Source organism: Lactobacillus kimbladii (assembly GCF_014323605.1).
In the GTDB taxonomy this organism is placed as follows: Bacteria; Bacillota; Bacilli; order Lactobacillales; family Lactobacillaceae; genus Lactobacillus; species Lactobacillus kimbladii_B.
Genome location: NZ_SCMB01000002.1, coordinates 224,879 through 238,867, shown reverse-complemented (window position 1 = coordinate 238,867; position 13,989 = coordinate 224,879). Strand labels below are relative to the sequence as shown.

The 13,989-nt window shown below is 36.4% G+C and carries 13 protein-coding genes; all 13 read left to right on the top strand.

What is annotated here, in order from left to right:
* Positions 1–7 precede the first annotated feature (7 nt).
* The 13 genes from ERK18_RS04350 (at position 8) to rny (ending at position 13,964) form a co-directional block, all read left to right on the top strand.
* Positions 8–1,234, top strand: a complete 1,227-nt coding sequence (locus ERK18_RS04350) for an AI-2E family transporter (RefSeq protein WP_187154466.1) — start codon at positions 8–10, stop codon at positions 1,232–1,234.
* 37 nt (positions 1,235–1,271) lie between these two features.
* The gene (locus ERK18_RS04345; protein ID WP_187154465.1) at positions 1,272–1,829 is read left to right on the top strand and encodes a tRNA (cytidine(34)-2'-O)-methyltransferase; all 558 of its coding nucleotides are present in this window, start codon (positions 1,272–1,274) and stop codon (positions 1,827–1,829) included.
* A 1-nt stretch (position 1,830) separates the two neighbouring features.
* A complete protein-coding gene (locus ERK18_RS04340) occupies positions 1,831–2,223 on the top strand; it encodes a DUF1149 family protein (RefSeq protein ID WP_045927779.1) in 393 nt (130 codons plus the stop codon).
* Positions 2,224–2,242: 19 nt separating this feature from the next.
* On the top strand, positions 2,243–4,693 hold the full coding sequence (locus ERK18_RS04335; protein WP_187154464.1) for an FtsK/SpoIIIE family DNA translocase: 2,451 nt from the start codon (positions 2,243–2,245) through the stop codon (positions 4,691–4,693).
* A gap of 161 nt (positions 4,694–4,854) precedes the next feature.
* A complete protein-coding gene (gene ymfI, locus ERK18_RS04330; protein WP_187154463.1) occupies positions 4,855–5,583 on the top strand; it encodes an elongation factor P 5-aminopentanone reductase in 729 nt (242 codons plus the stop codon).
* A 65-nt stretch (positions 5,584–5,648) separates the two neighbouring features.
* The gene (locus ERK18_RS04325; protein WP_187154462.1) at positions 5,649–6,776 is read left to right on the top strand and encodes a helix-turn-helix domain-containing protein; all 1,128 of its coding nucleotides are present in this window, start codon (positions 5,649–5,651) and stop codon (positions 6,774–6,776) included.
* Positions 6,777–6,800: 24 nt separating this feature from the next.
* Positions 6,801–7,361, top strand: coding sequence for a CDP-diacylglycerol--glycerol-3-phosphate 3-phosphatidyltransferase (gene pgsA / locus ERK18_RS04320; RefSeq protein WP_187154461.1), 561 nt, complete (start codon positions 6,801–6,803; stop codon positions 7,359–7,361).
* A gap of 159 nt (positions 7,362–7,520) precedes the next feature.
* A complete protein-coding gene (locus tag ERK18_RS04315; RefSeq protein WP_187154460.1) occupies positions 7,521–8,699 on the top strand; it encodes an ABC transporter ATP-binding protein in 1,179 nt (392 codons plus the stop codon).
* A gap of 2 nt (positions 8,700–8,701) precedes the next feature.
* Positions 8,702–9,325 (top strand): ABC transporter permease, encoded by a 624-nt coding sequence (locus tag ERK18_RS04310; protein WP_034977425.1) that lies wholly within the window; start codon positions 8,702–8,704, stop codon positions 9,323–9,325.
* Between the two features lie 43 nt (positions 9,326–9,368).
* Positions 9,369–10,274, top strand: coding sequence for an osmoprotectant ABC transporter substrate-binding protein (locus ERK18_RS04305; RefSeq protein ID WP_045928912.1), 906 nt, complete (start codon positions 9,369–9,371; stop codon positions 10,272–10,274).
* A complete protein-coding gene (locus ERK18_RS04300) occupies positions 10,274–10,939 on the top strand; it encodes an ABC transporter permease (protein ID WP_045927786.1) in 666 nt (221 codons plus the stop codon). The genes ERK18_RS04305 and ERK18_RS04300 overlap by 1 nt, the downstream gene beginning before the upstream one ends.
* A 147-nt stretch (positions 10,940–11,086) precedes the next feature.
* Complete coding sequence (gene recA / locus ERK18_RS04295) at positions 11,087–12,199, top strand: recombinase RecA (RefSeq protein WP_187154459.1); 1,113 nt, start codon at positions 11,087–11,089, stop codon at positions 12,197–12,199.
* 136 nt (positions 12,200–12,335) lie between these two features.
* Positions 12,336–13,964 carry a ribonuclease Y gene (gene rny, locus ERK18_RS04290; RefSeq protein ID WP_390885858.1) on the top strand — a complete coding sequence of 543 codons (1,629 nt, stop codon included), beginning with the start codon at positions 12,336–12,338 and terminating at the stop codon, positions 13,962–13,964.
* The last annotated feature ends 25 nt before the right edge of the window (positions 13,965–13,989 follow it).

Genomic DNA, 13,989 nt, shown 5'->3' with positions numbered 1-13,989 from the left:
TGATTTGATGGACTACGAGAAGAAACATAAAAAAAGAACCATCTTTCAAAAATGGTTTTTGAATAATCGGTTTAGTATTGCACTACTAAACATTTTGTTGTTCTTCCTTGTGATTTGGTTGTTCAACAAAATATCATTTGTTTTAAATCCCGCTAAGGTCTTTGTAAGTGCGATTCTTCCTCCGTTAATGCTGGCTTTGATTCAGTTTTATATTATGAATCCGCTAGTAGATATTTTAGAGAGAAAGTTCAAAGTACCAAGGATTGTTACTATTCTTGGATTATTTGTTTTAGTAGCAGTTTTGCTCGTTTGGATAGTTAATACTTTATTGCCAATTGTTCAAAGTCAAATTAACTCATTAATTACTCATTGGCCTCATATCTGGAAGGATGCTACAAATGCGATACAGGATTGGCTGAGTAATCCGCAACTTCACAGTGTTAAGGGCAATATTAATGATGCTATCAATCGTGCTCAAGATATGCTTTTTAAATCAGGGCATGAAGCTATCAATGCGACTTTGAGCAATATTTCTTCGGCAATTAGTGTTGTTACTATTATAGTTATGACTTTACTTACTGCACCCTTTATTCTGTTTTTTATGTTAAAAGATGCTCACAATTTACGCCCTTACTTAATGCAATTTGCACCGAAGCGTTGGCAGAAAAGTTTTGGCGAACTTCTTTACGATATTAATACTGCACTAGCATCTTATATTAGGGGACAACTTACTGTTGCTTTTTGGGTCGGAATCATGTTTGCCATTGGCTACAGTATCATTGGACTTCCGTATGGCATTGCCCTTGCTGTTTTAAGTGGTATTCTTAACCTTATTCCATATTTTGGTACTTTTATTTCCTTTATACCTGTAATCGTGATTGCTATTATGCTTTCTGTGCCAATGGTAATTAAAGTTTTGGTTGTTTTTGCAATAGAACAGACCATTGAATCAAGGGTTATTAGTCCTTTGGTAATGGGAAACAAGATGGAGATGCACCCGGTAACCACTATTTTATTATTGATAGGTTCAAGTTCTGTTTGGGGACTTTGGGGCGTCATTTTTGGTATTCCAATTTATGCTATTTTAAAAATTATTATTTTGCGTGTTTATAACTATTACCGTAATGTTTCTCAGGTTTTCAAAGAAGATGAATATGAGGAAAACTTCCAAGTTGCGGCTGAGAACTCGAATAATTTAAGCGCGGGATCAGAAGAAAAACCGCCAAAAAAATAAGTTTTATTTGTTAAAAATATAGTAAAGGAGAAAAAGATTGACAAATCACGTAGTGTTATATGAGCCACTAATGCCAGCTAATACTGGTAATATTGCTCGAACTTGTGCCGGGACTAATACAGTTCTTGATTTGATTGAGCCATTAGGTTTTCAAATCGATAACAAAAAAATGAAACGAGCTGGCTTGGATTATTGGGATAAGGTTGATGTTCGGGTACATGAAGATCTTAATGCATTCCTAGGTCAACTTGGTTCCCAAGACGAAATGTATCTTATTTCTAAATTTTCTTCAAAAAATTATGCGGAAATAGATTATACAGATTCTGCGAAAAATTACTACTTTGTGTTTGGCAAAGAAACTACTGGTTTACCAGAAACATTTATGCGAGAATATTACGAGCGCAATTTGAGAATACCAATGTCGGATAATATTCGTTGTTATAATTTGGCTAACTCAGTGGCGATAGTTTTACTTGAAGCATTGCGTCAGCAGGGTTTTCCTAATTTAGAAACTAGCCATCATTATGAAAATGATAAATTAAAAGATAACTACAATCGCCCTGAGCGCTATGAAAGAAATTTAGGAGGAAACTAAGATGGATTTTGAAAAAGAAACTCCTGTTATAGTCAAAAATTTTCATTATGATATTAATGAAGAGCCGGAAACTAAAGATCAGGTAAATTTTGGCTTAAAAAAGGTCGAAAAACAAAATGATGATGGCACAACTGATGCTGGTACTGACGGCAATTATTTTGATGTAACCGTTGTTTTTGACGTAGCACCTGCGCCGGGAGATTTTTCTGTAAGTGGAATGATTAGTCAGATCGTCAAAATTAAAGATTATTTTGGTGATGGCAGCGATCTGGAAAAGACAGATTATAAGTTGCTTAGTCGTCCATTAGTTGAATATATTGAAACCCTTACTTATGAAGTTACTCAAATTACTTTGGATGAACCAGTTAATTTGAACTTCCAAGCAAATTTTTAATTGTTGATTAGGTAGTATTATGCCTAAAAAGAAGAGGAGAAAAACCACTAAATCTCATAAGAAAAATCAGAATACTGGAATTACTTGGGCAATTGTTGGTCTTGTACAAATTATTATTTCAGTTTTGGCATTTGTTAAATTTGGAATACTTGGTAAACAAGTTGCGAATATTTTTCGTTTCTTTTTTGGAGATTCATATTTATTAGCTGCTGGAATTTGTATTATTTTTGGCCTGGTTATGCTGATTTACAACAAGCCGATGCACTTTAAATTTAAGCGCAGTTGTGGTCTGTTTTTTGCAATACTCGGATTTTTATTAATTCAGAGCAGCGTTTATTTTGAAAGTGAATTTGTAAATAATGCGTTTATGAATGCATTCTGGCATGAAATATCAGCTGAATTTGGCCGAATGGCTGTTACCAAACATGTTGGTGGAGGAGTAATTGGTGCATTATGCTACCAAATATTTTATCCCTTACTAGGTCATATAGGATTGCGAGTAATTGCAATTCTACTAATTCCGTGTGGTATTTTGATGTTCTTTGATGTAAAGTTTGCAACTATAATTAAAAAATTTCAGACGGTTAGTCAGCTTTTTATTGATAAAAATAAGGCAGCTGGCACGAAAATAAAAGATAAATATGGTTCATTCAGAGAAAAACAACAACAGCAGAACTTGAATGAACAATCTCAAAATTTACAGGAGACATCGGATTCTAAAAATATGGTTTTTCCTGATGTTGATGATTTTGCTGTTAATGACAAGTCAACCGAAGAATTTGCAGACACTACGGATGTAGATAATTCTGTTTCGAATGAATCAGAATTTGGTGATATGCCAGAACATTCTCCGGTTGAGCCACAAATTCAGGTGGCCAGTCAAAATAATATTCAAAAAGAGAGCAAAACTGATAATACCAGTGGCAATTTACCCAAATCACATTCTTTTGTTGAAGAAGATAAGAAAATTAAGCAAGAATTGGAATCTGTTGATCATGGTGAACTTAAACAAGATCAGAAAGTAAGTCCAAATTATCAAAAACCTCCTTTAACCTTGCTTGACAGCATTAAGAATGTTGATCAAAGTACCGATAAGGCTCTTATTCGCAAAAATACGCAAACTTTACAATCTACTTTTAAAAGTTTTGGCGTCAAAGTTATCATAAAAAAAGCAATTTTGGGTCCTACAATTACACGTTATGAAGTACAGCCTGCTGTTGGAGTTAAAGTTAGCAGGATTGTTAATTTAGCAGATGATTTGGCTCTTGCCTTGGCAGCAAAAGATATCAGAATAGAAGCGCCTATACCTGGCAAACCATATATCGGTATAGAGGTGCCGAATAAAAACACTTCGGTTGTTGCTTTTAAAGATGTAATGCAGAATCAAGATAATAGGGCTAAAAAAGATCCTATGCAAGTACCTTTGGGCAAGGATGTTAGCGGACAAACAATTTCAGCTGACCTAACTAAAATGCCCCACCTTCTCATTGCTGGTTCGACAGGTTCCGGAAAGTCTGTTGCAATCAATACCATTTTAACGAGTATATTAATGAAGGCACTGCCGGATCAAGTTAAGTTGATTTTAATTGATCCTAAAATGGTTGAACTTTCGGTTTATAATGGTGTACCACATTTGTTGATACCGGTAGTTACAGATGCCAAGTTAGCTGCGAATGCATTAGGCAAAGCTGTTAAGGAAATGGAACGACGCTATAAACTATTTGCCGCAAGTAGTGTCCGTAATGTGGGTGAGTTTAATGATAAGGTTCAACTCAATAATCGAGATAAATCTAAGCCTGCGATGAAACCTTTGCCATATATTTTGGTCGTAGTCGATGAACTTAGTGATCTGATGATGGTTGGTGGCCGCGATGTTGAGGGTGCAATTGTGCGTTTGGGGCAAATGGCGCGCGCTGCGGGAATTCACATGATCTTGGCTACTCAACGACCAAGTGTTGATGTCATTACCGGTTTAATTAAGGCAAACGTACCATCTCGAATTTCTTTTGCTGTTTCAAGTGGTATTGATTCAAGAACAATTTTAGACCAAACGGGAGCTGAGAAGTTGCTCGGCAGAGGAGACATGTTGTACATGCCGGTAGGAGCCTCCAAACCTGAACGAATTCAAGGTGCTTATGTTTCTTCAAGTGAGGTTGAGAAGATAATATCTTGGGTAAAGAAACAACAAAAGCCTGAATATGATAAAGGGATGATTCCGCAAAAAGGTCAAGAAAATTCAGGAAAACAAGATGACGAACCAGAGGATGAATTTTATGATCAGGCTGTTGAACTGGTAAGACAGCAACAAACAGCAAGTGTATCACTTTTACAAAGAAGATTTCGTATAGGCTACAATCGTGCTGCCAGAATAGTTGATGCGATGGAAGAGAAGGGGATTGTGGGCCCATCTGAAGGATCAAAGCCTCGTCAAGTTTTGTTACCGCCTAAAAAAGATGAGGATAAGACCTAATTTTTAAGAAAGTTTATCATGTCGTTTTATTAGTTCAAATTTACAAAAAAATAATGTTAAAATAAAAATGAATATGAATACATAACTGAATTTATCTTTAATGGACTAGTTTAGCTATATGGTCATCTTCATACTAAAATAAAATAAAAGGAATGTTTTAATTGCAGCGAGCACTTGTATTTGGTGCAACAGGTGGCATTGGTCAAGCTATTTGTGCTGACTTAGCCAACGCCGGTTGGTCTCTTTATGTTCATTGCAGTCAAAATTGGCAAAAGGCCTATACTATGGCTGAAGGAATGAGTCAAAAATATCCTAGTCAAGACTTTATTCCTATAAAGTTAGATTTTTTGGCTAAAAATGATGAATTAAAAGAATTTGTTAGTGAGCTTTTGCCAGTGAACGCAGTGGTATTTGCCCAAGGAGTTACAGATTATAATTTTGTTAGCAGTCAGAATATGACAAAAATTGATGAAGTTTTGCACATAAATTTGATTACTCCTATTAAATTAACAGGCTTGTTAGAACCTCATTTGATAAAAAATGATTATAGTCGTATTGTTTATTTGGGTTCGGTTTATGGTGGTTCAGGCAGCGCTATGGAAGCTGTCTACAGTTCTTCAAAATCCGGACTTGAGCGCTTTGCACAAGCATATTCTCGTGAAGTGGCTTCTGCCAATCTCACAGTAAATGTTTTAGCACCTGGTGCGGTCAACACATCAATGAATTCAATATTAGCACCAGAAGCAATGGAAGAGGTTAGGGGCGAAATACCTGTTGGACGTTTAGCAGAGGGCAATGATATTTCCTATTGGGTTAGGACACTACTTGATGTTCATTCAGGATATTTAACTGGACAAACCATTTACGTTAGTGGTGGCTGGCTCATATAAATGTAAAAATAATATGTAGTATATGTTATACTCAAAGAGTAAAATTAGAATTTAAAGAGGTAACTATGGCAGATATCGGAGATAAATTACGCAGTGCCAGAGAGGCTAAGGGACTTTCAATTGAAGATATTGAAAAAGCAACCAAAATTCAAGGCAGATATCTGACGGCGATCGAGCAAAACGATTTTGATAAACTTCCTGGAGATTTTTATGTAAGAGCATTTATCAGACAGTATGCCCAAATAGTTGGTTTGGATGGTAAAAAGCTTTTGAGTGAATATCATGAAGATATTCCTAAGGCTGAGCCTGATGAATTTGTCGAAGATTCGATTGACAACAAAAGTGAAGAAGTCCGTAAAACTACTAGTAACAAGAAAAAAATATGGCAGGATTACCTGCCACGAATTATTGTTGGCTTAGGAATAATAGTCGTTATTTTGGTATGTTATGTTGTTTATGCCCATTTTTCTTCTAGTCGCAATCAAAATAACAATACAGCTGGGGATGTCTCTGTTTCTTCAGATAATGGCAAACGTAAGCAAAAGGTAAAGAAACCTAAAAAGAAAAGCGTAAAAATTAAAGAATTAGCTACAAATCAGTTCCAGATTACTGGTCTAAAAAATAATCGTAATTTGGTTGTGCGAGCCGGTGATCAGGCTACTACAGTTTCTATTGCTATGAACGGCGTTAACCAAAGTGGTCAGACTTTAACTGCTGGTCAAAAGCACACATTGAGGATTCCTGAAACTGCTCAAACTGTTGATGTTACTTTCAGTAATGCTGTCGGGACTTCAGTTACAATTGGTGGTAAAAAAGTTCCATATACTGCTCAGAATTCGAATCTTTCTTTGACCTTTTATATTGGTAAACGTAACAGCAATCAAAGTAATCAAACTCAAAATGGTCAGAACAATTCTGGAGCCACGACCAATAATTCAGGACATAGTAATTCAAATCATCAAAACCAGAGCCATAATCAAACTGGCAATCATAGCACTAATAATGGTACTAGTGGCAACAATAATTCTAGTTCATCCAATAGCCAAGAAAGTAATCAAAATAATAACCAGAGTAACCAGAATAATAATCAGTCAGGTCATGATAGCAATCAGTCAAATAATAATGAACACAGTAGTGAATCTGGTCATTCAGGTGGCTCTTCTTCCGGTGGGAATGATAGTAATGAAAGATAGTTATTTTGGGAGGAAAAGTTAAGAATGAATTTGCCTAATAAGTTAACGGTTTTTAGAATATTATTGATACCAGTTTTTATGTTAATTGTCATTTTTGGTGGCGATGCTAGTGTTAAGGTTGCAGGAACAACTGTTTATTGGAAATTAGTCATTGCAGCTATTGTTTTTGCAGTGGCATCTGCAACGGATTGGTTTGATGGGCACATAGCAAGATCACGCAACCTTGTTACCAATTTTGGTAAATTTGCGGATCCGCTGGCAGATAAAATGCTTACCATGACTGCTTTTATCATGTTAATTTCGTTAAATCTGGCTCCTGCCTGGGTTATCGCTATTATAGTTTGTCGTGAATTAGCAGTAACAGGTTTGCGCTTAATATTGGCAGAAAACAAGGGTCAAGTTATGGCTGCAGCCATGCCTGGCAAGATTAAAACAACTTGTCAAATGCTTTCCATTATTTTCCTGTTAATCGGAGACTTCTGTCACATAGGAACAATTTTGCTATACATTGCATTAATCTTTACAATTTATTCTGGTTGGGATTATTTCCACAGTTCATGGGATGTTTTCGAAGGATCAATGTAAATTAATGAAAAGTTAATATAGAAAAAAGCACTGCTTTTAGTAGTGTTTTTTTGTGCATTATTTTTAATATAAACTACTGTTGAAAAGACAGATTGTTGATTAAGTTACATTTACTTGTTAGGATTAAATTAAGGGAATATTGGAAAAGGAGGAAATTTTATGGTAGAAAAAGTACCAGCAGTTGAATTTCGGGACGTTTCAAAAATATATCCTAAAATGAAAAATGCAGCTGTTAAACATATTAGTTTTAAAATAGAAAAAGGTGATTTTTGCTGCCTGATTGGCACCTCCGGTTCAGGAAAGACAACTATAATGCGTATGATAAATCGCATGAACAGTGTAACTAAAGGTGAAGTACTTGTTAACGGCAAGAATGTTAAAAGTTTCAATCCTGTCAATTTAAGGCGTCATATCGGTTACGTTATTCAGAATAATGGTTTAATGCCTCATATGACCATCAGAGAAAATATCATTTTAGTACCCAAATTATTAAAGTGGCCTAAAGAAAAGCTGGCTGGTGAAGCACAAAAGCTTATTAAAATGGCTGAATTACCTGAGTCATATTTAGACAGATACCCAACAGAGCTATCTGGTGGTCAGCAGCAAAGAATAGGTGTCGTACGTGCGCTTGCGGCAGATCAAAACTTGATATTAATGGATGAACCATTTGGCGCACTCGATCCAATAACGCGTGAAAGCTTGCAGAACTTGGTTCAAAACTTACAAGTACGCTTAGGCAAAACAATTGTTTTTGTCACTCATGACATGGATGAGGCATTAAAGCTTGCAACTAAAGTAGTTGTTTTGCATGATGGACAGTTGATCCAAGTAGGAACACCTGACCAGATTCTACATCATCCTGCAAATGACTACGTTAAGAGCTTGATTGGTGAGGAGCGCTTGTCAGAAGCAAAATATGAAACTGTAAAAGTTAAAAATGTAATGTTGACCAATCCAACAAAAATTGATTTAGGTGCTTCACTCACTGATGCTTTAACTATGATGAAGGAGCATCGCGTTGATACGCTTTTAGTCGTTGATAATGGAGACCACCTCAAAGGTTACATTTCAATTGATGATTTGCAAAGAAATTACCCTAAAGTAAGTAGTGTCAGCGATATATTGATTACTAAACTGGGGACTGTCGGTCCTGAGGAATATCTACGTGATAATTTTAGTCGGATTATGAGTCGTAATAAGAGTTATATACCAGTAACAGATTCAGATAAAAAATTAGTTGGAATCGTCACTCGAGCTAGTTTGGTAAATGTTGTTTATGAAAAAATATGGGGCGATAAAAGTCACCTGCAAAGTTCTTCAGAAAAAGAGGCGAAATAATAATGTCAGCCTTTTTTGCACAACACGGTTCAGAGTTATTAGTAAAAACTTGGCAACAAATATATATTTCTGCTATTTCTTTAGGACTGGGAATACTAGTTGCAGTTCCACTGAGCGTTATATTAATGAAATTTAAGCGAATTGCTAAAGTGGTAATAGCAATAGCCAGTATGTTACAAACTATACCGGCTTTGGCTTTGCTGGCAATTATGATACCATTTTTTGGTGTTGGTAAAGTACCAGCAATTATTGCTCTTTTTCTTTATAGTTTAATGCCCATATTACGTAACACATATGTAGGACTAACTGATGTTAATCAAGATACAATTGATTCTGCACGCGGGTTAGGCATGACTAATATGCAGCTTATTTTAAAAGTTGATATTCCTTTAGCCATGCCTGTAATTATGGCAGGAATCAGACTTTCTGCTATTTATGTAATTGCCTGGGCAACTCTGGCATCGTATATCGGAGCTGGCGGCTTAGGAGATTTTATTTTTAACGGACTTAGCCTCTACCAAACGGATTTGATTTTTGGAGGAACGATTCCAGTAATCATTTTGGCACTTCTTACGGATTACCTATTGGGTAAGCTGGAACGTAAGCTGACTCCAAAGGGAATATAAGGAGGTGTTTATTGTGAAAAAGTATTTGCAAAAAATATTGTTGATGATAACCACCTTGCTCATAATGCTTACTGCTAGTGCTTGTGGTTTACCCGGACTTTCTGATAGTCAGGGCAGTGAAAAAAATATTAGAATTACGGCCCTGACAACCACTGAGTCGCAAATTATGGCTAATATTGTTGCCCAATTAATTGAGCACGAGACTTCATATAAGACTTCTATTGTTAATAATTTGGGGTCTGCACCGATGCAGCACCAGGCTTTGTATCGTCATGATGCTGATATTCAAGCAGCTGCGTATGATGGTGGCGAGTTAACAGCTAATTTGCTGCTACCTGCGATTAAAGATTCCAAAAAGGCAAATGATACAGTTCGCAGAGAAGTAAAAAAGAGATGGGACCAAACCTATTTGCATACCTATGGTTTTGCTAATAATTATGCCTTTATGGTTAGAGCAAAAGATCAAAAGAAATATCATCTTTATAAAATTTCAGATTTAAAGAAAGTTAAAGACAAATTTTCTTTTGGTGTAGCATCCGAGTGGGTAAATGCTCCAGGAGTGGGTTATCCAGCTTTCCAAACAGCTTACGGTATGACTTTTGCTAAAGCCCATCCTATGAACATTGGTTTAGTTTATTCTGCTTTGAATAGTGGGAAAATGGATGTTATTTTGGGCTATTCAACAGATGGTCGAATTGACAGCTATAATTTACATCTCCTAAAAGATGATAAGCATTTCTTTCCACCATATAATTGTGGGATGTTAATCAATAATTATTTATTGCGTGAGCATCCTGAATTAAAACCAATACTGACCAGACTAGTTGGCAATGTGAGTGTGCATGATATTCGTAAAATGAATTTTCAAGTTGATGACAAGTTGCTTGAGCCGTCTATTGTTGCACATCAATTTTTAGTAAAACATAATTACTTTAGGGGGGAGAAATAATGTCTCATTTATCATTGTGGCAGCAATTTATTTATTATTATGTCCATAATGGCAGTTATGTATTAGAACAATTTAATCGTACTTTCCTCATTTCAATCTATGGGGTTCTATTTGCTGCAATTATAGGTATTCCAGTGGGAATTTTTATTTCTCGCAATGGCCATTTAGGTGATTTTGTTGTTGAAATTGCTAACTTTATCCAAACAATCCCATCTTTGGCTCTTTTATCCATCGTAATGATTGGCTTAGGCTTGGGCGTTATGACTGTTATCGTAACTGTTACGCTTTATTCACTTTTGCCTATTATTAAAAACACATATACTGGTATGAGTAATGTTAATAAAAACGTTATTGATTCCGGGAAAGGAATGGGTATGACAAAGTTGCAGCTGCTTTACATGGTCCGTTTGCCCTTATCAATGTCAGTTATTATAGCTGGTTTAAAAAATGCTTTGGTCATAGCTATTGGTATCACTTCAATTGGTTCGTTCGTTGGAGCAGGTGGCTTAGGGGACATTATTATTCGCGGCACTAATGCTACTAACGGCAGTGCAATTATACTGGCTGGTGCCCTTCCTACAGCATTAATGGCTATTTTGGCAGATGTCATTTTGAATTTTTTGCAGAAAATATTACAACCCAAGGGATTAAAAAAGGCAAACTAAAAAAGTTTTTGACAATTTTTACGTAATTATTATTGTGAATAAAATTAATAAACATTTGTTCGCCTTTTTTCTTGCAAATATACACTAAAGCAAAGTATAATTATTACGTATTAAAATGATAAAACTATTTATAGGAGGACAAGAGTCTTGGCCAAAGATGAAAAACAAGCTGCATTGGAAAATGCACTTAAGAAAATTGAAAAGAATTTTGGTAAAGGCGCCGTCATGCGAATGGGCGATAAGGCCGACACCAAAATTTCGACTGTTCCTTCAGGTTCGCTTGCTCTTGATGCGGCCTTGGGAGTTGGCGGCTATCCCCGTGGTAGAATTGTAGAGATTTATGGACCAGAGTCTTCTGGTAAAACGACAGTTGCTTTACATGCGGTCGCTGAAGTGCAAAAAAGAGGTGGCACCGCTGCTTATATTGACGCTGAAAATGCCATGGATCCTGCTTATGCAGAAGCACTAGGTGTTGATGTTGATTCGTTAATTTTATCCCAGCCTAACACTGGTGAAGAAGGATTACAGATTGCGGATACATTGATTACGAGTGGTGCGATTGACATTTTAGTAGTTGATTCAGTTGCTGCACTTGTGCCACAAGCTGAAATTGATGGCGAGATGGGTGACAGTCACGTTGGACTGCAAGCTCGTTTAATGAGTCAAGCATTGCGTAAACTTTCAGGTAATATTAATAAGACCAAAACCATAGCAATTTTTATTAATCAAATCCGTGAAAAAGTTGGGATCATGTTTGGTAATCCTGAAACTACACCAGGTGGTCGTGCACTTAAGTTTTATGCTACTATTCGGCTAGAAATTAGGAGAGCAGAAAAAATTAAACAAACTGGTGGTGAAATCACTGGTAACCGCGTAAAAATCAAAGTTGTTAAGAATAAAGTTGCTCCACCTTTTAAAGTTGCCGAAGTTGATATGATGTACGGCAAAGGTATCTCGCAAAGTGGTGAACTTCTAGACATGGCTGCTGACAAGGACATTATTGCTAAAGCTGGTTCTTGGTATTCATATCATGATGAACGAATTGGGCAAGGACGAGAAAATGCCAAAAAGTATCTTGAAGATCATCCTGATGTTTATGATGATGTTCAAAAACAAGTTCGTCAGGCTTTCGGCATTGATGAAGAATCCGTAGCTGAAAGAGAAGATCCAGAAAAAATAAAAGAGAAAAAAGCTAAAGAAGTTGCAAGCAAAGAAAAGGAAGTTTCTGCTAAAAAAGAAGCTGACAGCAAAAGTAGTTAATTATGAGGAAATAGACCTTGACCTGTGAAAACTGGTTGAGGTTTTTTTCTTGTCGTTTGACATAATCCCTGTGGTTCTTTATCATTAATATTGTGTGAATAATCTAAAAAAATAAAAAAAGGCGATAGAAATCATGATGAGTAAATTTTTGATTCCCGTCGCGATTGCTATTATTTCAATTATAGTAGGCATAGTTGTAGGATACGCTATACGTAAAAACATTTGGGAAAAGAAAGCCCAAAATGCTCAAAACGATGCCGATCATATTTTAACCGAAGCAAAAGCACGAGTCGATGCTGCTAAGGCAGAAGTCAATGCACAAAAGCAGGCAGCTGACGCTATCAAACAAAGTGCGCAAAACACCAAAAAAGAAAAAATTCTTGAAGCTCAAGAACAAATTCAAGATTATCGACAAAAAGTTGAAGATGAATTAAACGACAAACGTGATACAATAGCACGTGATCAAAATCGCTTAACGCAACGAGAGGATACTCTTGATCATAAAAACTCTTTGCTAAAAGAAAAAGAGGATGATTTATCTAAAAAAGACCAACAGCTAGAAAATAAGCAAACTGAATTAACCACTAAGTTGCAAAAGGCAGATGAATTAGTCGAACAGACTACACAAAAGCTATATGAAGTTGCTCACTTGGACAAGGAGCAGGCACAAAAACTTGTTTTAAATCAATTGTCAGACCAATTAGTTAAAGAACGAGCAGAAATGATTAGTAATAGCAATCAAGAAGTGAAAGCTAAAGCTGACCATTATGCACGTAAAATAATTATTGATGCTATCCAAAGCAGTTCTGCTGATACGGTAGCCGAAACTACGGTATCAGTAGTTGATTTGCCTAATGAGGAAATGAAAGGCCGAATTATCGGTCGTGAAGGGCGCAATATCAGATCTTTTGAAGCGCTAACGGGAGTGGATCTAATTATTGATGATACTCCTAAAGTTGTGACACTAAGTGGTTTTGATGCCATTAGACGTGAAATTGCGAAAAGGGCAATGGAACGTTTAATTAAAGACGGAAGAATTCACCCAGCTAGAATCGAAGAGACAGTTGATAAAGCTCGTAAAGAAGTTAATGATGATATTTACGAAGCTGGCGAAAGCGCTCTAATGGAACTGGGAATTCACAAAATGAATCCAGAGTTGGTCAAAATATTGGGTAGACTCAAGTACCGGACATCATACGGTCAAAACGTTTTGGGTCATTCGATTGAAGTTGCAAAACTAGCTGGAACAATGGCTGCGGAGCTTGGATTAAATGAAAAATTAGCGGTTCGCGCGGGATTATTACACGATATTGGAAAAGCAGTCGACCATGATATTGAAGGTTCACACGTTGAAATAGGCGTGGAATTGACCAGGAAATATCATGAGCCGGATGTGGTTGTTAATGCAATTGCAGCACACCATGGGGATGTGCCAAAGCTATCATTTATTGCTGAACTGGTAGTTGCAGCGGATACAATTTCTTCTGCAAGACCTGGTGCTAGAAGCGAGAGTTTGGAAAACTACATTAGAAGACTTACTGACCTGGAAGAAATAGCTAACAGGTATGAGGGGGTTAAGCAGGCATATGCTATTCAGGCTGGACGTGAAGTCCGCGTAATGGTTGAGCCTGATAAGATTTCAGATGATCGGATTACAGTATTGGCACGAGACATTCGTAACCAAATTGAAAAAGAACTTGATTACCCGGGTAATATTAAAATAACAGTTATTCGTGAAAAGCGTGCTGTAACAATTGCAAAATAAAGTATAAGGTTGAATTTTAAAAATT